At 46.9% G+C, this 21,931-nt stretch carries 18 protein-coding genes and 1 riboswitch; all 18 genes read right to left on the bottom strand.

What is annotated here, in order from left to right; all coding sequences use genetic code 11:
• Position 1 precedes the first annotated feature (1 nt).
• The 18 genes from sepF to mraY all read right to left on the bottom strand — a co-directional run bounded on the left by sepF (position 2) and on the right by mraY (position 21,858).
• The gene (gene sepF, locus BZ167_RS01720; protein WP_033574590.1) at positions 2-460 is read right to left on the bottom strand and encodes a cell division protein SepF; all 459 of its coding nucleotides are present in this window, start codon (positions 458-460) and stop codon (positions 2-4) included.
• Complete coding sequence (locus tag BZ167_RS01725) at positions 457-1,149, bottom strand: YggS family pyridoxal phosphate-dependent enzyme (protein WP_012117511.1); 693 nt, start codon at positions 1,147-1,149, stop codon at positions 457-459. Before BZ167_RS01725 ends, sepF begins: the two co-directional genes overlap by 4 nt.
• Positions 1,150-1,153: 4 nt before the next feature.
• Positions 1,154-1,990: a peptidoglycan editing factor PgeF gene (pgeF, locus tag BZ167_RS01730; RefSeq protein WP_014304972.1), complete on the bottom strand. Its 837-nt coding sequence runs from the start codon at positions 1,988-1,990 to the stop codon at positions 1,154-1,156.
• 154 nt (positions 1,991-2,144) lie between these two features.
• Positions 2,145-2,396 carry a YlmC/YmxH family sporulation protein gene (locus tag BZ167_RS01735; RefSeq protein ID WP_015417429.1) on the bottom strand — a complete coding sequence of 84 codons (252 nt, stop codon included), beginning with the start codon at positions 2,394-2,396 and terminating at the stop codon, positions 2,145-2,147.
• 60 nt (positions 2,397-2,456) lie between these two features.
• Positions 2,457-3,737: an acetylornithine deacetylase gene (locus BZ167_RS01740; protein WP_077392203.1), complete on the bottom strand. Its 1,281-nt coding sequence runs from the start codon at positions 3,735-3,737 to the stop codon at positions 2,457-2,459.
• 76 nt (positions 3,738-3,813) lie between these two features.
• Positions 3,814-3,918: riboswitch (TPP riboswitch) on the bottom strand.
• A 4-nt stretch (positions 3,919-3,922) separates the two neighbouring features.
• Entirely contained in the window at positions 3,923-4,720 is a 798-nt protein-coding gene (locus BZ167_RS01745; RefSeq protein ID WP_007611292.1) for an ABC transporter ATP-binding protein, read from the bottom strand.
• A 128-nt stretch (positions 4,721-4,848) separates the two neighbouring features.
• Positions 4,849-5,631 carry an RNA polymerase sporulation sigma factor SigG gene (gene sigG, locus BZ167_RS01750; protein ID WP_003154420.1) on the bottom strand — a complete coding sequence of 261 codons (783 nt, stop codon included), beginning with the start codon at positions 5,629-5,631 and terminating at the stop codon, positions 4,849-4,851.
• 140 nt (positions 5,632-5,771) lie between these two features.
• Positions 5,772-6,491 carry an RNA polymerase sporulation sigma factor SigE gene (gene sigE, locus BZ167_RS01755; RefSeq protein WP_007409714.1) on the bottom strand — a complete coding sequence of 240 codons (720 nt, stop codon included), beginning with the start codon at positions 6,489-6,491 and terminating at the stop codon, positions 5,772-5,774.
• 57 nt (positions 6,492-6,548) lie between these two features.
• Positions 6,549-7,478 (bottom strand): sigma-E processing peptidase SpoIIGA, encoded by a 930-nt coding sequence (spoIIGA, locus tag BZ167_RS01760; protein ID WP_061890585.1) that lies wholly within the window; start codon positions 7,476-7,478, stop codon positions 6,549-6,551.
• 215 nt (positions 7,479-7,693) lie between these two features.
• Positions 7,694-11,989 carry a S8 family peptidase gene (locus tag BZ167_RS01765; RefSeq protein ID WP_039251560.1) on the bottom strand — a complete coding sequence of 1,432 codons (4,296 nt, stop codon included), beginning with the start codon at positions 11,987-11,989 and terminating at the stop codon, positions 7,694-7,696.
• Between the two features lie 270 nt (positions 11,990-12,259).
• On the bottom strand, positions 12,260-13,408 hold the full coding sequence (gene ftsZ, locus BZ167_RS01770) for a cell division protein FtsZ (RefSeq protein WP_003154424.1): 1,149 nt from the start codon (positions 13,406-13,408) through the stop codon (positions 12,260-12,262).
• Between the two features lie 35 nt (positions 13,409-13,443).
• The gene (gene ftsA, locus BZ167_RS01775; protein WP_003154425.1) at positions 13,444-14,757 is read right to left on the bottom strand and encodes a cell division protein FtsA; all 1,314 of its coding nucleotides are present in this window, start codon (positions 14,755-14,757) and stop codon (positions 13,444-13,446) included.
• A gap of 549 nt (positions 14,758-15,306) precedes the next feature.
• On the bottom strand, positions 15,307-16,095 hold the full coding sequence (locus BZ167_RS01780; protein WP_015417424.1) for a cell division protein FtsQ/DivIB: 789 nt from the start codon (positions 16,093-16,095) through the stop codon (positions 15,307-15,309).
• Between the two features lie 128 nt (positions 16,096-16,223).
• Entirely contained in the window at positions 16,224-17,135 is a 912-nt protein-coding gene (murB, locus tag BZ167_RS01785) for a UDP-N-acetylmuramate dehydrogenase (RefSeq protein ID WP_007409709.1), read from the bottom strand.
• Between the two features lie 25 nt (positions 17,136-17,160).
• Positions 17,161-18,252: an undecaprenyldiphospho-muramoylpentapeptide beta-N-acetylglucosaminyltransferase gene (gene murG / locus BZ167_RS01790; RefSeq protein ID WP_015417423.1), complete on the bottom strand. Its 1,092-nt coding sequence runs from the start codon at positions 18,250-18,252 to the stop codon at positions 17,161-17,163.
• Between the two features lie 116 nt (positions 18,253-18,368).
• Positions 18,369-19,469: a stage V sporulation protein E gene (gene spoVE / locus BZ167_RS01795; protein WP_033574593.1), complete on the bottom strand. Its 1,101-nt coding sequence runs from the start codon at positions 19,467-19,469 to the stop codon at positions 18,369-18,371.
• Between the two features lie 58 nt (positions 19,470-19,527).
• The gene (gene murD / locus BZ167_RS01800; RefSeq protein WP_015417422.1) at positions 19,528-20,883 is read right to left on the bottom strand and encodes a UDP-N-acetylmuramoyl-L-alanine--D-glutamate ligase; all 1,356 of its coding nucleotides are present in this window, start codon (positions 20,881-20,883) and stop codon (positions 19,528-19,530) included.
• Positions 20,884-21,858, bottom strand: coding sequence for a phospho-N-acetylmuramoyl-pentapeptide-transferase (gene mraY, locus BZ167_RS01805; protein ID WP_007409707.1), 975 nt, complete (start codon positions 21,856-21,858; stop codon positions 20,884-20,886).
• Positions 21,859-21,931 lie beyond the last annotated feature (73 nt).

Below are 21,931 nucleotides of genomic sequence, written 5' to 3' on the forward strand. Positions count from 1 at the left end.
TTTACCACCTCTGATGTTCGTCTTCATTTATAAGCTCCGAAATCGTGCCGGAAACGTCGACATTATCAGGCGTGCACAGAAAAATATCTGAACCGATTCTCTGAATGTCGCCGCCGATGGCGTAGACGGTACCGCTTAAAAAGTCGACGATTCTTTTCGCCTGATCATGCTGGATGCGCTGCAGATTGACGACAACCGCCCGCCTGTTCTTTAAATGATCGGCGATTTCCTGCGCTTCCGCATATACACGCGGTTCACTCAACACCACTTTAGAGGATTTCTGAACACTTTGCAAGCTTACTACGTTCTGCTTGCCCTGCGGCTTCTGAGCGTAAGCAGGCTGTTTCTCTTTCTGCTGTTCATGCTCTTCCGGATGATCCTGCTCCGTTTCAATGTATTCGTACTCGTACTCCTCCTCATCCATTGAGAAAAAGTTTTTCAGTTTATTTTTCATGCTCATTTGTTTACACCCCCCGGTTCATTTCCGACTAATGAAGAGCCGATTCTGATAAAAGTTGCGCCCTCTTCAACAGCGATTTCATAATCATTTGACATGCCCATTGACAGTTCCCTGCACGGGGCGTTTGTCTGATTCAGTTTTTGCACCTGATCCCTCAGATCACGCAATTGCCGGAAGCAGGCTCTGATCGTTTCTGTATCGTCTGTCAGGGGAGCCATCGTCATCAGGCCCTCTACAGAAATGTTTCTAAACTCAGAAAGCTCTCTGATAAAGGGGATGACCTCCTCTGTTTTCAAACCGTGCTTAGACGGCTCAAGCGAAGTATTCACCTGCACAAAACAGCGAACCGCATGCTGCGCCCGTTTTTCAATCTCTTTTGCCAATGACAGTCTGTCTAAGGAATGTATATAAGATACACGGTCAACGACGGCCTTCACCTTTCTGGACTGAAGACTGCCGATAAAGTGCCACTCCGGGCTGCCTTTGATGACTTCCTGCTTATGGATAAGCTCGGCATCCCGGTTTTCTCCCAGACTTGTAATACCGGCATCAACGGCCTCTTGAGCCCTTTCGGCTGATACGTATTTTGTAACCGCGATGACGGTAACATCTTCGGGGCTTCGGCCCGATCTGTTACATGCTTCGTTTATTCTTTCGTTTATATGTCGTAATTGATCAGCAACACGCAAGATCTTACGCCTCCTTCATTCCGATAAAGGACATCATGCGTCCCGTTTTTCCTTTGTCGCGGCGGTGTGAAAAGAATAGTTCACGCTCTCGTTCGGTGCATAAACCGCTGACTGAAATGTTTTCTTCCGGAATGCCGCAATGTATCAGAAGAAGACGGTTGACCTCTTTTAAATCAAGCTGATACTGGCCTTTTTCCGTCTCGCATATGGCGGATTCAGCCGTAAAAGGCAGCGCCCGCACTTCATTGATGACGCGGTCGTCGACTGTATAGCTTCCCGCGCTGATGGACGGACCGATGACAGCCTGAATATCTGTTAAACGGGAGCCTTCTTCGTTTACCCAGCGTTCCGTCATGATGCGTCCGATTTGTTTGACCGTCCCCTTCCATCCGGCATGGGCAGCGCCGATAATGGATTTCACCGGGTCATAAAAATACAAGGGCACACAGTCCGCAAAACAAAGGGCCAAAAAAAGATTCGCATCTTTCGTGTAGAGCCCGTCCGTCCCGCGGAATGCGGAAGAATAGTCTCTCGCTCCTTTTCCTTTATCCCCGGCTGTTACGCGCCGGACGCGGTTTTCATGTGTCTGGTCGGCGAACACCCAGGAATCCAGATCAGTACCGCATAAGGACGCTATGACTTCACGGTTTGTCACAACATCATGAGCTTCGTCCCGGACGTGCAATCCGGTATTTAATGACTCATACGGAGGATTGCTGACACCGCCGTTTTTCGTTGTGAATCCGGCGATGACCTTTGTGTTAAGCTGATTCACACAGTTCCAGTCTTCTATCATGAGTGCCGAGGGGGTGGTAAGACTAAACGGGTGATATGTATTCATGGAGATCCAACCTTTCGACAAACATTAAAAAAGCGTAATTTCCCACTCATTTTAACACAATTTTAAGCATACGTTTAGCGGCTGATTGAAAAATGAGATAAATAAATGTGCCGGAAACATTGAGATTTCCGGCTTTTTACAAGTAAAGGGAGGATTACTCTCCCCCCTTTGGTTCGTTTACACGCACTAAGATGACATCTTCCCCAATTTTAACTATATTTCGCCAAGGAATGATCATTTCCTCTTCTTTTCCGAAAAAACCGAGAACTTTTCCGCTGCCGCCTAAAATAATCGCCTGAATTTTTCCCGTTGTCACGTTAATATCAATATCACCGATGCTTCCGAGTTTTTTTCCGTTCGACACGTTTACCACATCTTTTATTTGAAATTCAGATATGCTGATCATCCGTATCACGCCCTTTGCCCGTTCTTTTTCCTATTATATGAACGGCCTGGCTGAACCTTGTCACCTCGGGCAATCTTTTTTGCGGCTGCACCAGCCGAGGATAAATCTCAGCATAATTTTCGTATAGTCCATAAGCTCATCAACGGACACTTCCTCGTTTACGGAGTGGGCGTTTTTTAAATCGCCGGGACCGTATATGACGCTCGGAATCCCGGCATGATAAAGCCACCCTCCGTCAGTTACGGTTTGGGAAACATCAATGACGGGCTCCTGTTTTCTGACGGCTGAGTGTGATGCAGCCAAGACAGAAACTGCCGGATGATCCGGGTCGATTTCCAGCGCCGGGAACACCTCTCCTCTGTCTTCAATCATCGAAGATCCGCCCCATTTGAACACCGGCCTGTTTTCTTTGAGCCACAGATCACTGTCAGCGACACGATTAATATAGTCTTCGATTTCTGCGGCTGCTTGTTCGTGCGTTTCGTTCGGATAAAAGTGGACGGTGATCCATAACCGGCATTCATCGGCGACAAACGCTGCGTGTCTTCCGCCTTCAATGACGGCGGGGTTGATCGTATTGGTGCCGGGCGCAAAGCCGGGATAGCTTTTCGTTACCGCCCAGTGGCGCTCCAGCTCTCCCAAGGCAGTGATGATTTTTGCCATTTTTTCGATGGCGCTCGCTCCGAATGTGCCTCCGCCCGCATGAATCATATTGCGCCTCATGCCGTCATGAAATGTTTGTTTGCTTTTCAATTCTATCCAGCCGGTGATGACACCGCCCTGCCCTTGAATATGCAGGCTGCTCGTATCCGCAACAACCGCAAAATCCGCGTGATAGCCGCGGTTGCAGCATTCCAGCGTCCCCGCCTCACCGACTTCTTCTCCGATTACAGACTGTACAATGAGGTCGCCCGGAAGCTCAATGCCGGCATCATGGATCAGCTTCAGAGAGAAAAGAACACACGCCAAACCCCCTTTCATATCAGCGGCGCCCCTTCCGATCAGCATGCCGTCTTTTACGATCGGCTGAAACGGGTCAGAGTGCCAGTCTTCGCCCCCGGCTTCTGCCACATCAATGTGTCCGTTTAAAATCAGGCTTTGATGCCTGCTTGAATCTGTCCCTTTTAAAACACCGACTACATTCGGATCTTCCGGATACACATCCCACATATCGACCGAGAAGCCCGTTTCTTTTAAAAAGCCGGCCACCCACTTTTGGGCTTCTGCCGTATTTCTTGCTGGCGGGGCCGGAGTCGGAAAGGCTATCAACCTTTCAGCAATATGTATGAAGTCATTCCGCCGTTTTTCCGCCTGGTGTAACAGCATATCAATCTGATGCATTAGAAATCTCCCCTTTGGCTGTATCAAAAAAACCGTTTCATTCATGAAATGAAACGGGTAAAAAACGGATCTTCCTCCGCTTTTTTCACCGCTTCCCTCCGCCGGCATGATCCGGATCAGGTCCTTTAAGGGTTGAGACAACGTCTCTCTCAGCCGCATGGCAGCACCCCCAGGGTGAATTTATGTTATTTTACGGATGATGCCTCTTTTGCACGTGTTAAAAACGGGCGGCCATTGTTCCATAAGACATTGACAGGCATATCGAAAAACGCTGTAAGCCGCTCGTCAGAAAGCATGTCCCTGATTTTCCCGGAGGCGAACACCTCGCCCTGTTTTAAAAGCAGCGCCTGATCAAATACCGGCAGAATTTCTTCAGCGTGATGGGTGACATAAAGGATGGACGGCGCATTTTCTTTTTCGGCGATCGACGTAATCGTGTCCAGCAGCTGCTCCCTTGCCATAAAATCAAGACCCGTCACGGGTTCGTCCAAAATCAGCAGTTCCGGATCAGCCATAAGCGCCCGCGCAATCAGCGCTCTTTGTCTTTCCCCTTGTGATAATGTTTCATACCGTCTGTCGGCGTAACCGATGGCGCCCAAATCCTTCAGAAGACCGATCGCTTTTTCCCTTACCTGCTCACTCGGAGTTTCGTACAGCCCGATTGAGGCGTACGCGCCGCTGAGGGCGATTTCAAAAGCGGAGTCCGCGGCATATAATTTGTGCTGAAGACCTGCCGAAACAAGGCCGATTTTCCTTCTGAGCCTGTCACCGAGCTCTGTTTTGCCGAATTGATGGCCGAGCACCTGCATCTCTCCTGAAGTGGGGAAGTAATAAGAGCATAACATATTCAGCAAAGCCGTTTTTCCGGCTCCGTTTAATCCGTACAGCACCCAATTCTCGTTTTTCTCGACGCGCCAGTTGATATCTTTCAAAATCCATTTCCCGTTTCTTTTTAATGACACACTGTCCAGCTGTAAAATCATTGCAGTTTCCCCCGTTTACTTTATTTAAATTTTCCAAAAACTTTTACACATTAGAATACATCACTTTTTTGCAAACGTAAACCATCGCATGAAAAAAGCCTTTAAACAAGGTTTAAAGGCTTTTTCCGTTATTGATGGATATTCTTATTCATTTGTTTAATGGCTGCCTTTTCAAGCCTTGAGACCTGAGCTTGGGATATGCCGATTTCTTCAGCGACTTCCATTTGGGTTTTCCCTTGGAAAAAGCGCTTTCGCAAAATCATTTTTTCCCGTTCGTTCAGTCTTCTCATGCCTTCTTTCAGAGCCAGCTCCTCAATCCATTGTGTATCCTTATTGCGCTCATCGCTGATCTGGTCCATCACGTAAATCGGATCGCCGCCGTCATTATAAATCGGCTCAAACAGTGAAACCGGATCCTGGATGGCGTCAAGGGCAAACACAATTTCTTCATGGGGCACTTCAAGAACTTTGGCGATTTCCTCTGCTGTCGGCTCCCTGCTTGTCTCACTGATTAACCGCTCTCTTACTTGAAGCGCTTTATATGCGATATCGCGAAGCGACCTCGAGACGCGGATCGGATTGTTATCCCGCAAATATCTGCGGATTTCTCCGATGATCATCGGTACAGCGTATGTTGAAAACTTAACATTATGGCTTAGGTCAAAATTATCAATGGATTTCATTAGTCCGATGCAGCCGACCTGAAATAAGTCATCAACATACTCTCCTCTGTTGTTAAACCTCTGAATGACGCTTAAGACAAGGCGCAGATTGCCGTTTACAAGCTTTTCCCTCGCTGAATCATCGCCCTCATCCTGTAATTGCCTAAACAGCTTTCTCATCTCTTCATTCTTGAGCACCGGTAATTTGGAGGTATCCACCCCGCAAATTTCGACTTTATTTCTTGACACGTTTTTCCCTCCCACTAGGAGCTGCTGTACAACGTTAAGTATCTCCTCGGGTGGGAAAAATATGCACCGCCATTTTACAGAAATAAACATCCGGCTGCGGCAATCCTTGCAGCAGTAAGGGCTGTCAGATGGAAAAAATTTTACACCATTTTGTTAAACTCTTTTCTCAGTCTTTTGATAATCCGCTTTTCGAGCCGGGAGATATAAGATTGTGAAATCCCCATCATGTCGGCTACATCTTTTTGTGTTTTTTCTTCTTCTCCGACAAGCCCGAAACGCAGTTCCATAATCTGCTTTTCTCTTTCGTTTAATTGCTCAAGCGCTTTTTTCAAAAGTTTTTTATCCACATTGGCTTCAATGTCTTTTGTAATAATATCATCATCTGTGCCGAGCACATCCGAAAGCAGCAGCTCGTTTCCGTCCCAATCAATATTCAGCGGTTCATCAAAGGACACCTCTGAACGGATTTTATTGTTTCGGCGCAAGTACATTAAAATTTCGTTTTCGATACATCGCGACGCGTAGGTGGCGAGTTTGATTTTCTTTTCCGGATTAAAAGTGTTTACCGCTTTGATCAAACCGATGGTACCGATGCTGATTAAGTCCTCGATATTGATGCCGGTATTTTCGAATTTGCGGGCAATGTAAACGACAAGACGTAAGTTTCTCTCAATCAGAATGGCCCGCGCCGCCTGATCCCCGCTCGGCAGCTTTAATAAGAGCACCTGCTCCTCTTCTTTAGACAAAGGCGGCGGCAGCGCCTCGCTTCCTCCTATGTAATACACTTCATCGCTTTTCAGTCCGAGTTTCATCAGCCATTTATACCACAAATATGTCAGACGCAGCTTAAGTTTTTTCATCTTCCTCCCCCTTCTAAATACAACGCGTTTTGAGTATGATGAATAACAGACTTTTCGTCAGGAAACATGTTTTACAGCCTTCCCTGTCAGCATCTTCGGATGAACGATTCCGTCAAATTCACCGTCCGCGGATAATGGTTTTGTGCTGATGCCGATCAGGCATTTTTCACAAGCGATCATTTCGTCTTTTGTTAAAATCGTGACGTAATCCGGCTTTAAACAGAGTAAAAATTGATTGTCCTGGCCGACGCCCCTGTATGGAATCAGCCTCAGCTTATCCGCATGGCGGAACGAATCATCAAGCTGCTCTATCACTTCAAGCGGACCGGCGGATTTTATGAGGTCCGTTTCCTTTTCGCTGAGAATCGGAGCGAATTTGTCAATGTGAAGGATCATGACCGGCGTTTTCGTCAGCGGATCATACAGCTGATTCCCGGAATCCACCAATCCTTTCGCGCGGATTGTCTGTCCGCTGAATTCCGCCTGCACCATGACAAGTTCATCGTACTGAATGGACTTCGTCTCGATGTCTTCAATTCTCTTTTTCGAAAAAAACCATATGGCCGGAAATCCGATAACTACAAACATCCAGCTGATCGGGTCGCCGAATCCGGTCTGGCTTGTGACCATTACGCCTTGCTGCACAATTGATTCTGTCTGCAGCAGGGAATGTACGCCGATCATTCCCCCGCCGACGAGAAAAGTCGCGAAATAAAAGGCGAACAAATTTTGAAAAAAGTATCGGAACCGTTTAAAGCCAAAAGCCGCAAGCACGATGACTACTGAAAACGCCATTTTTCCCGCCGGATGCTCCACAAAGGGAGAAACAGGCGTAAACATCAGAAGCACAATGGCTGACCCGATGAAACCGCCGGCGGCCACTCTTCTTTTTTTTACCTGGCGTTTTAAAATAAAGGCGGTCAATAAAAGCAAAAGAGAATCAAAACAAAAGTTCAACAGCCAAATGACATCCAGATAGATTTTCACATCTGACCCCTTTCCTCTTTTGTCTTACTTATCTGTTTCTCTCTCTTGTTTCATAAGTATAAAGCAAGCTCTGTGGGAAAGTCTGTCAATTAATGTTGAGGGTAAAGTACAATTTTTAAGGGATAACCGTTTTATTTGTCGAGGGCCGAAAGGGTTGCTTTCCTATTGTCCGCTTCAACTAAAAAAGCGCTGCCGTGATCTGGCAGCGCTCTGTCTTACTCATTGATATAAAGTTTTCCTTTAGCCGTCTGTCTCGTTTCATTTCCGTAGTCATCTCTAGCGATAACGTCAATTTTTGCTCCGCTTGCTTTGATGGAAGAAGTCGCCGTCCAGTAACCCTCATATCGTCCCGGAGAAATTTCTCTCAGCGGAAGCTCTGTTGCGTTTTGGCTCCCTGCCCGGGCGTTTGTCAGAGGCAGACGGATAACGAAGGAAGCGTCTAATTTCTTTCCGCTTGAAAAAGCGATTTTCACTGATTCTCCGGCTTTTAATTCCTTATCCGCTCCGGGAACCAATCCGGAAATGACGGGAGCATTGTAATTGACATCGATCACCGTCTTTTTCGTTGTTTTGTTACCCGCTTCATCTGAGGCCGTGACCTTGATCTCATTGCTGCCGTTTTCCAGAAGGGTTCTCGCTTGATAAGAACCGTTATTAACTTCAGCTTTTTTTCCGTTCACCTTTACCCATTTTAAATGGGCGTCGTGCACTTTTCCTTTTACGGTCACTGCTTCTTTATTTGTTTTATCACCGTTTGCCGGACTGTCAATCGTCACATCCGGCTTATCCTCATCCAGTATGACCGTGACAGGGCGTGACTCATCGGTTGACCCGCTGTCTGTCACAGATGCCGCCGTCAGCCGATTGGCATCTTCAGTGAGTGTGACGCCGGCCTGGAAATTGCCGTCTGCATCTGCTTTCGTTTCTGCGGCGGTTTTACCGTTATTGGTAAGACGGACAGCGGTTTTTGGTGAAGCCGTTCCTTTCACCGTGACTGACTTCTTGTTTGTAAATGACCGGTCTTTAGGCGACGTTATGTCAGGCACAGAAGCTTCGTAGTCGACCAAAGCCCTGATCATAAAGTTTCCGTCTGATTTATCGGTTTTAGACCAGCGGCCGTCGAGGTATTGCCAGTTTCTGTTCGAGTACGGACTGCCGTCATCAGATGACAGGGCAGGTGTATAAGGATCGGGTTTCGTCTGGCGGAACACAAGATAAAAATCCTTTCCGACCGCGATTCCTTTTGAGCTGAGATCCACTCTGGTCCATTCGCCGTTTCGAAGCGCTTCAGCTTGGAACGGGCCGGCAATTTTGCTGCCCGGAGCTCCATCAGGGCCGGATGCATCATATACTTCTGCTTGAAATTCGGTACCGCCCGGATCAGGCCAGTCGGCGCCCCAAAATTTAAAAAGGCCTCCCGTCAGCATCCCGTGTTCTTTTCCGTCTTTGAGCGTCATCTTAACGGCAGATTTGCTGCCGGCTTTAAAATATGACAGCGCGGCTTCTTCCGTTCCGTTATCATAGGCAATTTCCCCTTCATAACCGATATACGGCTTAAGCTTGACGTTTTTTTCAGCATCTCCTTTGATGTCAACGGAAAATTCGCTATTGTAAAAGCCTTTTGCCGCTACTTTGATTGTGTAGGAGCCTTCGTACGCCTTAAGCGAATATTCCCCTTTATCGTTTGTCACCGCCGGTTCAATTGCGGCATCCTCAGCCACATAAAGCGCAGCCCCTTTTACCGGTTCGCCTGTTGACTGATTGGTGATGGTTCCTTTTAGCGTGCCGGACGGCATTTGCTCCAGTGTAAAGTCTGCCTGTGCGGTTTTGTCCGATTGAATAGAAACTTGTTTCGAAGCGGACTTAAATCCGTAAGCCTCGGCTTTCAGCGTATAGCTTCCCGCCTTATGTGACAGGCTGTAGCTTCCGCTTGCAGGGTCGGAATATACGGATTTCCCCGTCTCGGCGACACTGATTTGCGCTCTGAGAGGGAGGAGGTTTGTTTCACGTTTCACTCTTTTTCCGGGTGATTTCACTGCCGGTTTGGCCTGTTTCGGACTGACGGCTTTTTTCTTCAGGTGGCCGGGAGGTGTTTGTCTATTGTGTTTACTTTTTTTAGCCGCCTTGCCGAGAGGGCTGCTTGAAAGCCGGACATCATCGATATACCATCCGTCTTCATTGAGTACTTCGTCAGACTGCATATTAAACATGAGCTTTATGTTTTGGCCTTTATACGCAGATAAATCCGCCTCTTCATCGTTCCATCCTGCGGAGTCACCATTGTAAACGGCCGCCTGCTCCCAATTTGATTTTCCTTCCGGAAGAACGAACACATACCCGTAATCAAAAAATTCTTCGAGCTTGTGCCAGCTTTTAAATTGCAAAAACAGCCGTCCTGTTTCCGGAACTTGAATCGGAGGCATCACCAAATTCATGTTGGCTGAATCGGCATAAGGGCCGGACAGATTCGTCGCATACACTTTATCTCCGGAAAATGCAGTGCCGGGCCCTGAACCCGGGATACCCCATTCCCATTGGTCATGTGTCCCGTAACTGGACCAGCCCGCCGGCTGTGATTCAAAATCCTCTTTGTATCCCGCCGTAATGCTCGGTTTCACGTCAGCCCTGTACGTATCAGATTCTACAGAATGACCTCCGAAATCTTTTATGGTCCATTTATAACTTACCTTGCTTCCCGTTACATCCGGAATCTCCGCCTGGTATGTTCCCTTTTTTTCATCACCGCTTTTTTGAACGGCGGCTGTCGTTTTCCACTTTCCTTCATCAAACTGATAGGAAAGGATGACTTCAGTTACGCTTACATCGTCTTCTGCTGTAACCGTCAACGGAAGGTTTGCCCCTTTGTAAGCCGCTGAGACCGGTTCATGGTGAAAGCTGGGCGGATTGTGATCTTCGCCCGCAGAAGAGACCTTGCCTTCTACGCTTCCGATTCCGTCCGTTACGGCAGAAACGGCATCAAAAGCGTTAACGAGACCGTGGCCGTAACCGTTATTCGGTGATTCCGGAAAAACGGAATCTGTCAGCTTTTCGGCGGTGCGCGTCAAAACGTCTTCCATTTCATCGACCGTAATAGAGGCGTTCGCCTGCCTTAACAAAGCCGCCGTCGCCGCCACATGCGGCCCGGCCATTGAAGTTCCGTCCCAGCCGCCTTCGTATGTTCCTCCAGGAATCGAAGAACGGATATTCACTCCCGGAGCCGAAATGTCCGGTTTTGTTTCATGATACGGTGAGGGGCCTTGAAGTGAGAAATCAGCGAGTTTCTTGTCGATGTCAGTCGCACCTGTCGCAAATGCTTCAGGATAATTGGCCGGATTTGCGATTGACCCAGGTCCTCCCGGTGTAAATAAGTCTTCATTTCCCGCAGAGAATTCCGGAAAAATCCCTGCCGCTCTCCACGCATTCACCATATCGCGGTACCACTCGTCCATTCCCGAACCGCCTGCCCAGGAATTATTAACAACATCCGGCGCCATCTCGGGATGGGGTGTGCCGTTTTTATCTTTAGGCGCGAGCACCCATTCCCCGGCATCCAAAATATCGGCATCGGTTCCTCCGTCATCTGAAAATGCTTTTACTGCGATCCATTTCGCCCCCGGAGCCACACCGATTTGATTTGAGCCGTCAGGTTCTGAACCCGTCATGGTCCCTGTTACATGAGTGCCGTGTTCAAGATCATCGTAGGGAGCGTCTTTATGGGACACGGCATCATACCAGTTCATTTCATGATTCGGCGCTGCGGGATTTTCAGGATCGTAACCCCGGTATTTTTCTTTAAGCGCCGGATGATCCCACTGAACTCCCGTATCAATGGAGGCGACAACCGTGCCGGTTCCGTCGTATCCTGAAGCCCAGGCCTGCGGCGCATCAATTTGGCTGATATTCCATTCGATGCCTTCCTTTGCTTTGATCTCTTTTTGTTTTTTCTTCATTTGAAAAGGAGCTTTTGATTGTCGTTGAGTAAGCTGACGTTTTTCATTCGGAAGAACTTTTTCTACTTCAGGAAATGAGGCGGCTTTTTCCATTACCTCTTTCGAAGCAGTGACTGCCATTCCGTTGACAATATAATAGGAATGGATGTGATCAGCCTTGCCTTTCTTTTTTTGTTTTTCCAAATATGTTTTCAGATTCTGCTGCGCATCATGAGCCGCCAGTTTTAAAGAAGAAACGACGGCTGACCGCTTTTGATATTCGGTTTTTGCTGCGGAAAGCGATTGAGACTTGGCGTTTTTTTCTGCTTCTTTGACCGCTTTTTTCGTATTGGCTTTCTCTTTAAATTTGATAAGAAACGTGACTTTATCATTTTTTTCAAAACGCTTCTTGACTGAATCGGAAATCTTATGCTGAATGCTCTTAGAGGAAGAAAGATCTTTGGTGAAAGAAACTGCCCCCGGTGTGCTGTTCGCTCCGGCTGCACCCGGAAACAACAGGGAACTGACGACAATCGCGCTTAAAACGGAGCCTGTCCATCTGTTTCTTGTTTTTTTCTTCAATCGTATCCCCCCTTATTTGGTAACGCCTATAAAATGTGTATCCCTCCTTCATAATTGGAATCGTTTGTCATTTCGATGCTGTACGTTAAATGTAGACAATCTTCCATCCAGATATTGTCGCATTCTGTAGAAAGCCGTATGAAACTAAAAAACAATCAATTCGTCATAGGTATAAAGTTTCTTTTTTCACTGTATAGATCATGGGGATAGGAAGGAAGACTGTGCACAAAAGAAAAAGGACAAAACCATGTGGTCTTGTCCTTTTTTACATCAGCCGCGTTTGTTGCGGTTTCTTAAAAATGTAGGAATGTCGAGGGCATCATCCGCCGGCTGTGATGTATGGCGGTTCACCGTGTTTTGATGCTGAGTTTCTTCTCGTTTCGGCTCACGTTTCGCAGCGTTTTGGCTTTGAGACTTCAATCCTTGGTTTAAAGTCGGACGCTGCGGTTTTGAGTCATCTTTTTCCTGTTCGATAAAACCGGTCGCAATAACGGTGACGACGATTTCATCTTTCAGATTTTCATTGATAACTGAACCGAAAATCATGTTGACATCAGGGTCGGATGCAGAAGCGACGATATCGGCTGCTTCCTGCACTTCGTAGAGGCTCAGGTTTGTACCTCCCGTAATGTTCATCAAAACACCTTGCGCTCCGTCGATTGCCGCTTCCAGTAACGGACTGGAGATCGCCTTTTTGGCGGCTTCAGCAGCACGGCTTTCGCCCGTAGCGATCCCGATACCCATCAATGCTGAACCTTTGTTGGACATGATCGTTTTGACATCGGCAAAGTCCAAGTTGATTAAACCAGGCGTCGCGATGAGGTCAGAGATACCTTGCACCCCTTGGCGAAGCACGTTATCAGCTTCACGGAATGCTTCAAGCATCGGTGTGTTTTTATCGACGATTTCAAGAATGCGGTCATTCGGAATAACGATCAGTGTGTCAACGGCTTCTTTCATTGCCGTGATACCGCCTGCAGCCTGCAGCTGACGTTTTCTTCCTTCAAATGTAAACGGTCTTGTTACGACACCGACAGTCAAAGCGCCTAAGTCCTTTGCGATTTGCGCGATAACCGGTGCGGCTCCCGTTCCGGTACCGCCTCCCATTCCGGCTGTAACGAACACCATGTCAGCACCTTTTAGCGCTTCTTCGATTTGTTCCTTACTTTCTTCAGCGGCTTTTTTGCCGACTTCCGGATTCGCTCCCGCTCCGAGACCGCGGGTCAGCTTTTCCCCAATCTGCATTTTCACTTCCGCTTTTGACAGGTTAAGAGCTTGCGCGTCCGTGTTTACCGCAATGTACTCTACACCCTGCACTTCATTTTCAATCATTCGGTTGACCGCGTTATTACCGCCGCCTCCTACTCCGATTACTTTAATTGATGCTAAGCCGTCTATGTTTGTTTCGAAATCCAACATGCTAAATCCTCCTAATCTGCCGAATGACTATCAATCTATTCCCAAAACATGCTTAATAGTTTTTTCATTTTGCTCGGTTTGTTGTGTTCGGCTTGTGTTTTTTGTTTTGCTTTTGGACGCTGCTGCGCCTCTGGCCGCTGATGATGTTCTTCTTCGTGAGAGACCGCGATTTCCTGCACGGCTTCTTCCGGCATATGAAAGCCTATTTTTCTTCCCTGAATTCTGGCATTTCGGCAGGCAAATTGTATCAAGCCGACACCCGTCATATACTGAGGGTCTCTTACACCGATATAATTCGGGCTTGCGACCCTTACATTGTGCCTCAGCACTTCCTGTGCCAATGAAAGCACTCCGGGCATTGCGGCCTGTCCGCCGGTCAGCACAAAGCCGCCGGGCAGATCTGTAATTCCCATATGCTCAATTTCGGCTGCGGCAATCTCAAGAATCTCTTCCACTCTTGCTTCAATAATATTAGCAATTTCCTGCTGTGTAAAAGATTGCTTTTGATTCGTTCCTATGACGGTGACTTCAAATACTTCATCTTCTGAAGCCTCATCGTAGAATGCATGTCCGAATTGTTTTTTTACTCTTTCAGCCTCTTCGGTGGAAGTGCGCAATCCGATCGATACATCTTTCGTGATGTTTTCGCCTCCGAGCGGAATGACGGCTGTCTCCTTCAGGTGCCCCTGTTCAAATACCGCCACCGTCGTCGAGCCGCCGCCGATATCAATCATGGCGACTCCGAGGTTTTTTTCGTCTTTTGACAAAGCCGCCGAACCGGCCGCAAGCGGCTGCAGGCAAATATCAGTAATTTCAACGCCCGCTCTCTCCACACAGCGAAGTAAATTATGTAAGATCGTTTTGGAGCCGGTAATCAGCGTGCCTTCTACTTCCAGGCGCACGCCGAGCATTTTTTTCGGATCGGTAATTTCGTCTCTTCCGTCAACGATAAACTGTTTCGGAACGACGTCTACGATCAGCTGCTCATGCGGAACTGACACGACCTGTGCCGCTTCCATTACCCTGCGGACGTCTTCAACGTGAATTTCTTTGTTTTCACTGGAAACAGCGACAACGCCGTTCGTATCTTGAATATGAATATAATTTCCATTAACGCCGACAATGGCTTTTTTCAGCGGAAAACCTACCATTCTTTCAGCTTGGTCAAACGCTTTTCTTATAGAATGAACGGTTTCATCTATATCAACGATTGAGCCTTTTTTCAACCCTTCAGACGGTACATTTCCCACTCCGATAATGTTAAGGGAATCATCTGTCATTTCTCCGACGATCACTTTTGTATTGGACGTACCGATGTCAAGACTGACGTAAAGTTCATTGTTGTTCATTCTATGGCACCTCCTCACATTTCGATCAAATTCTATTCTATTATTTGCGGAACAACAATACAATGAATGTGGCTTTACAAGTGTGTAACAAAAACAACAGCATCAACAAATTCTTATCTGATTTCTCACAATTTATGTTTAATGAAACTATTCGTTATATTCTATGTATATCCTCTTTTATATCGTATTTTTTTTATTTTTTTTAGAGAAGGCCCACCTTACCGTAAGATTTCTTGTCACGGTGCCATACTGTGCAAACCAGATGCAAATATACCCGCTTTCCATTAGTCTACACTAAGATGAACCTCCAGAAAAGCTATAGATATTGCCAGAAACATCCGAAAAAAGAAGAAACAGGAGGAAAATTCCAAATGCAATGCTCATTGCAGAAGACACGCCCATTGCATTGAGAATTTTCCGCTTGTCCGGCAGCCATATCCCGGGCAAAAACAAACATAGTCATAATGATTCCGCTATCGGTTATATCGGCTGCCCCGCTGATTGTAATAGATTCTTTTGAATCACCTTTAAATTAGTTCTTTAGAACTATTAATCATTTTCTTTTTTCTTGCCGGATTTACCTTTGTTAAATTCTTCAAAATATGTAGCGACTTCTAAGTGGATAATCCCCTTTTTCCCGCCGTCCAGCTGGGAAACGATAGAAGGATAGGTCTTCATCCGGCCGGCAAACGTTTTAATAGAAGCGGTAACTACATACCCGTCGTTCATATACAGCTTGATCCGGTCCTGATCCATTTTTACCGGTGTATAATAGATTTCAGAAATCGACTGCTTAAGCGAACCGGAAAGCTTATCAAGCTGCTCCGCCATTTTGATCCGCTTTTTCGCGTTTGTCCAGTCAACCAAAATCGGGCCCGCGTCATCCGGCGTGACTTCGTTCGGCAGCACAGTGCCGTTTTCGAGCACTTCATAATACACATCATGTCGCTGCAGATACGCGATCGTCTTATATTCTTCAATGTGAATGCTGACTTTGTTAGGAAATACTTTTGAAAGTTCCGCCTTTTTCACCAGCTTATTCTGCTCAATCTTTTCTTCTGTTTGTTTCTTGTTCAGACTCCAGAACTCGGTTTGTCCGTTATGTATATCAGAAAGCGCGTTGATCTCTTTTACAGACACGTTTTCGTTTCCGGAAACGGTGACAGAAGACACTTTGCTGATCGGCATCTGCAAGTACACGATGATCAGCACCATCATAAAAAAGAGCACAATGAATGAAATCAGCCGGCGGTTTGCTTTTTGCTTCCGCTGCTCTTTGATTTTCGGAATCCGCTCTTCAATATTTACGATTTTTTCTCTTTCATGATTTGGGTTCACTGCCTGTCCACCTCACTAAGAATGAAACAGCTTGACATTCGTCTGATTGAAAAACAAACGGCATGCTGTGATGCCGTTTGACATTTGTTAAAAGTATATCACATGAGCTCATGTAATCAGAGAACCTTTTAACGATTCCCTCCGATGATTTCAACTTCTGTATGCATGTCAACATCATACTGCTCACGGATTGTCTTTTTCACATATTCAATCAGATCAAGAACGTCCTTGGCAGTCGCTCCGCCGGCATTGACGATAAAATTCCCGTGCATTTCGGACACTTTTGCTCCGCCGATCTGATGTCCTTTTAATCCCGCTTTTTCAACGAGGTTTCCGGCATGATCCGGCAGCGGATTTCTGAATATGCTTCCGGCGCATGGGCTCGAATACGGCTGCGTATTTTTTCTGTAATCTTTGTTCTGCTGCATTTGCGCCGTAATGGCTTCCCGTTCCTTTTGCTCAAGCTGAAGAACTGCCTCGAGACAGACGCCGGGGCGTTTTTTCTGCAAAACAGACGTTCTGTAGCTGAAATCCATCTCTTCGTTCGTGAGCCATTCGATTGTGCCGTCTTCAAATAAGATACGGGCTTTCACAAGAATCTCACTCATATCAGATCCGTGCGCCCCGGCATTCATATAGACGGCTCCGCCGATTGATCCGGGAATGCCCGCTGCAAATTCGAGACCGGACATTCCTTTTTTACTCATGGAAGTCGCAAGCCGGACGACCGAATAGCCGCCTCCGACTGTCACCTGATCACCGTCAATCTCCAAATGATCCAGACCCGCTCCCAGCTTGATGACAACTCCTCTTATGCCTTCATCAAGCACGAGCAGATTTGAACCCCGTCCGATAACCGTCCATGGCAGATCATGTTTCTTCACAATATCCATAATATCTTTGACCGCTTCCACACGGTTGGGGATGATCAAAATGTCCGCCGGACCGCCGATTTTCATCGTTGTATGGTTCGCGAGCGGTTCTTGTTCCAGCACTTTGCCGACTTCGCGGTCTCTTAATTCCTGAATTACGTTCTCCATCATAAACCTCCGCATTCCATTTGCTCTATTTTTTTATGTCTTCCATGATACTGTACAGTCTGGCTGCCGCATCCGGAACACCGAGTGATTTTGTCCGCTCACTCATGTCTTTTAAGGTTTCTTCATTCATGACGATTTTGTCCAGCGCAGCGATCAGTTTTTCTCCGGTGAGCTCGGTTTCCTTCAGTACGATTGCAGCGTCATGCTGGCTGAGCGCCTTCGCATTGACTTCCTGGTGATTGGCTGTCACATACGGGCTCGGAATAAGCACGCTCGGAATGCCGAGAGCGGTGATTTCCGCAATCGTCGTCGCTCCGGCTCTGGCCACAATGACATCAATTGATTGTAAGTACTCCGGCATTTGGTGCAAAAACGGTTTTGTCACCATATTATCAGCGGCTTTTCCGCCTTTCAGCTCAGCCGTTACCTTCTCGTAATGCACTTCCCCGGTAATATAAAGCACTTGGTAAGGTCTCGTTTTCAATTCTTCCTGCATATCTATAACGGCACGGTTAATGGGAGCCGCGCCTCTGCTTCCGCCGAAAATGAGCACCGTTTTTTGATTGTCTTTCAGCCCGAACTCAGTTAACGAGCGGCCTGTCTTAATTGAGACGACTTCAGAGGCTCTCGGGTTTCCCGTAAACACAACTTTTTCAGCAGGAAAATGCGATTTTGCCTCTTCAAAGCAAATTGCCACCTTATTAACATATTTCGAGAGAAACTTATTTGTGATGCCGGGCAGGCTGTTTTGCTCATGAATGATCGTCGGAATTCCCATTTTTGCCGCCGCGTATACGACCGGACCGCATACATAGCCGCCTGTACCGATAACGGCATCCGGTTTAAACTCTTTTAAATATGATTTGCTTTTCTTCACGCCTTTTAAGAAACGCATGACGGTTTTTACATTTTCAAAAGAAAGTTTTCGTTTGAAACCTGTAATTTCAATGGCGCGAAACGGGATATTTTCCCGTTCAACAATTTTTTTCTCAAGACCGTTCTCTGTTCCGATATACAAAAATTCCACATCCGGATGCCGGCGCTGAACTTCTTTAATAAAGGCCAGGGCCGGATAAATATGTCCTCCGGTTCCGCCTCCGCTTACTGCAATACGCATTCGTATGTCCCCCTTAATCACATAGCGATAACCCTGTTTTTTAGGACAGGGTTATTGATGTTGTCTGTTTTTTTATAGATAACGAATAAATCATGAGTGATGAGGCAAGATACAGATCAATACCTCGAGTACCGGCTGACATTTAAAAGCACGCCGACCGCTGCGAGCATCAGCGTCAGTGATGAGCCTCCGTAGCTTAAAAACGGCAGCGTAATTCCTGTTACCGGGATCAGCCCCGTCACAACGCCGATATTAATCATGACTTGAATAGCTATCATAGAAATAATACCGATGGCGACAAAGCTTCCGTATAAATCCGGCGCGCCGAGAGCAATCCTGACGCCCCGCCATAATAAAATACTGAACAGCAGCAATATGAGCGAACCGCCGATAAAGCCGAGTTCCTCAGATAAAATAGCAAAAATGAAATCGGTTTGCGGCTCCGGCAGGTAAAAAAACTTTTGCCGGCTTTGGCCGAGCCCCATCCCGAACAGACCGCCCGGACCTACGGCATAGAGCGACTGAATGATCTGAAATCCGCTTCCAAGCGGATCCTCCCATGGGTTTAAGTAAGAGGTAATCCGTTTAATCCGATAAGGAGCGGACAGAACTAGTGCCGCAAATCCGCTTAAACCGATGAGTCCGAGGAACACAAAATGAGCGATTCGCGCACCGGAAACAAAAATCATCACGATGCACGTGCCCACCATTACCGTCCCCGTTCCCAGGTCTGGCTGGCACATAATAATAATAAATGCAGAAAACACGATTCCGAGCGCGGGAACGAATCCGCGTCTGAATGACGTAATATTCTTCTGTTTTTCAGAAAGAAATTTAGCCAGAAACGCAATCATCGCGAGTTTCATAAACTCCGAAGGCTGAATGCTGAACGCTCCCACTCCGATCCAGCTTCTTGAACCGTTCCGCACCATTCCGACTCCCGGAATCAGCACAAGTACAAGCAGAAAAAAACAAATGATCAGAAGCAGCTTCGACCATGTGCGCCATGTCCAATAATCCACATTCATTATGAAAAACATGGCAATGACGCCGATCCCCGCAAACAGCAGCTGCCTTTTCGCGAAGAAAAACGAGTCGTCAAATTTATAATCCGCCCATACCGCACTTGCACTGTAGACCATAATTAATCCTATTGTTAAAAGCAATAACGTAATGATAACTAATAACAAATCAGGCGCTGTTTTTTTAGTAGTCAAAGCAATCGACACCCCAAGCATAAGTCATTTAGGGCTGCCGATGAACAGAGACAAGCCCTTACTTAAGCATATGCACGGCATCTATAAACATGTCACCGCGTTCTTCAAATGTTTTGAACTGATCCCAGCTTGCACACGCGGGTGACAAGAGGATGACGTCTCCTTCATTTGAGAGCGCAAACGCCGCAGATACTGCTTGTTCAACATTATCGACACGTTTGACATGTTGTATTCCCAGCTCATTGCCCAGTTTTTCTATCTTCGGCGCTGTCTGTCCGAACGTCAGGACCGCTTTGACATTGTCCATATACGGTTTCAGGTCGTCAAAACCGTTGCCGCGGTCCAGTCCGCCTGCAAGCAGAATAACCGGTGCTTTGAACGCGGAGAGCGCTTTGCTTGTGGCCAAAATATTCGTCGCTTTGCTGTCATTATAAAATCTACGATTCTGGATCGCAGTTACATACTGCAGACGGTGTTTGACACCGGTAAAGCTTGTCAGCACCTTCTGAATCGCTTTATTAGACGCGCCCGCCGTTTTTGCCGCGGCTACAGCGGCTAAAATATTTTCTAAATTGTGCGCGCCCGGCAGTACGATGTCATCAACAGGCAGAATCGCTTCATCGCCGAACATCAGCATACCGTCTTTAATGAATGCGCCGCTTGACAGTTCCTGGTGAACTGAAAACGGAACGGTGCCGGCTTTTCCGCTTTCGGCAAGCCGCACGACTGTTTCATCGCTTTGATTCACGATGGCCGTATCACTCTCAAGCTGATGAAGATACACGTTCTGCTTGGCTTTTTCATAGTTTTCACGGCTGTGATGGTAATCCAAATGAGCGTCGAACACATTTAAAATCAGGCCGATTTCAGGTCTGAACGCATGAGTCCCCATAAGCTGGAACGAAGAAAGCTCTGTGACGATCCATTCATCACCATCAGCATGATAAGCCACTTCACTGGCGACAGTGCCGATATTCCCTGCGATCAGCGCCTTTATCGAGTCAGCTTTCAGCATTTCATAAATCAGGGTCGTCGTTGTTGTTTTCCCGTTTGAACCTGTAATGCCGATGAATTTTGCATTGGTGATATAATACGCAAGCTCGATTTCCGTCCAGACCGGGATGCCTCTTCTTTGCGCTTCCTCCACCATGATATTTTCATACGGGATTCCGGGATTTTTGATCAGAATGGTAATGTGATGCTGATCAAAAAGTGACGTCGGATGCTCACCGCAGATGACTTCAATTCCTCTTTCTGCAAGCCTTTGGGCAGGTTCGTTTTCTTCAAAGGCTTTTTGATCATTCACGACGACGTTAATGCCTTTTTCATGAAGAATCGACGCAGCCGCATATCCGCTTTTCGCCAGTCCGAGGACCAGAAAGTTTTGTTTTTGCAAAAAAAGTTCGTTTTCCACTTATAACCACACCTCGATGTAAATTCCTAAAACGGCAAGCAGCAGTCCCGCAGTCCAGAATGTGACGACAACTCTCCATTCAGACCATCCGACCAATTCGTAATGGTGGTGAAGCGGACTCATCTTAAAGATTCGTTTTCCTGTCGTTTTAAAGCTGATGACTTGTAAGATAACAGATAAGGTCTCAATAACAAATACTCCGCCGATAATGACGAGCAGAATTTCAAGCTTCGTCAGAATGGCAACGGTCACGATCGCTCCTCCGAGCGCAAGCGAACCGGTATCCCCCATAAATACCTTGGCGGGATGGGCGTTGAATACAAGAAAACCGAGAACGGCGCCGACAACGGCAACCGAGAAAATCGCAACGTCATATTGTGACTGGTTCCACGCAAGGATGGCGAAAGCGCCGAATGCGATAGCCGCGGTACCGGACAAGAGACCGTCCAGACCGTCTGTCAGGTTGACGGCATTTGAACCTCCGACAAGCATAAAGAGAACGAGGATAAAGTATCCCCAGCCGAGATCGATTGACAGATGTGTGCCCGGCACCCTGATGCCGGTTGAAAAATGGCAATAATGATATACTCCGTAAAATACAATGGCAATAATGATCTGGCCGATCAATTTCTGCTTCGACGTCAATCCGAGATTCCGTTTCATTACTACTTTAATATAGTCATCCAGAAAGCCGAGCAGGCCGTATCCGATCGTGACAAACAGCAGAAGAAACATTTCCGCGCTCAGATGCGAAAATTTCTGCGTCATGACAATCGCCGTAATGGCGATGGATACAATAATCATGACCCCGCCCATCGTCGGCGTCCCTGATTTTTTCATATGTGATTTCGGCCCCTCTTCCCTGATACTTTGGCCGAATTTTAAACGTCTTAAAAACGGGATAAGAATCGGAGATATCAGAACACTGATTAAAAATCCCATTATTATTGTAAATAAAATCACTTGCTCAAGCATTGCTCTTTTCTCCTCCCGTTTCGTTCAAACGACATACGTATTTATCATATTCACATTGTGTCCCCGTAATTCT

The sequence above is a fragment of the Bacillus sp. 275 genome (genome assembly GCF_001999205.1).
GTDB classification, from domain to species: Bacteria; Bacillota; Bacilli; order Bacillales; family Bacillaceae; genus Bacillus; species Bacillus velezensis.

What these genes read in the sequence shown, in the direction of transcription:
- sepF (WP_033574590.1), bottom strand. Translation starts at nt 460, where the DNA reads ATGAGCATGAAAAATAAACTGAAAAACTTTTTCTCAATGGATGAGGAG.
- pgeF (WP_014304972.1), bottom strand. Translation starts at nt 1,990, where the DNA reads ATGAATACATATCACCCGTTTAGTCTTACCACCCCCTCGGCACTCATG.
- BZ167_RS01735 (WP_015417429.1), bottom strand. Translation starts at nt 2,396, where the DNA reads ATGATCAGCATATCTGAATTTCAAATAAAAGATGTGGTAAACGTGTCG.
- BZ167_RS01740 (WP_077392203.1), bottom strand. Translation starts at nt 3,737, where the DNA reads ATGCATCAGATTGATATGCTGTTACACCAGGCGGAAAAACGGCGGAAT.
- BZ167_RS01745 (WP_007611292.1), bottom strand. Translation starts at nt 4,720, where the DNA reads ATGATTTTACAGCTGGACAGTGTGTCATTAAAAAGAAACGGGAAATGG.
- sigE (WP_007409714.1), bottom strand. Translation starts at nt 6,491, where the DNA reads ATGAAAAAACTTAAGCTGCGTCTGACATATTTGTGGTATAAATGGCTG.
- ftsZ (WP_003154424.1), bottom strand. Translation starts at nt 13,408, where the DNA reads ATGTTGGATTTCGAAACAAACATAGACGGCTTAGCATCAATTAAAGTA.
- ftsA (WP_003154425.1), bottom strand. Translation starts at nt 14,757, where the DNA reads ATGAACAACAATGAACTTTACGTCAGTCTTGACATCGGTACGTCCAAT.
- murB (WP_007409709.1), bottom strand. Translation starts at nt 17,135, where the DNA reads ATGGAGAACGTAATTCAGGAATTAAGAGACCGCGAAGTCGGCAAAGTG.
- murG (WP_015417423.1), bottom strand. Translation starts at nt 18,252, where the DNA reads ATGCGTATTGCAGTAAGCGGAGGCGGAACCGGAGGACATATTTATCCG.
- mraY (WP_007409707.1), bottom strand. Translation starts at nt 21,858, where the DNA reads ATGCTTGAGCAAGTGATTTTATTTACAATAATAATGGGATTTTTAATC.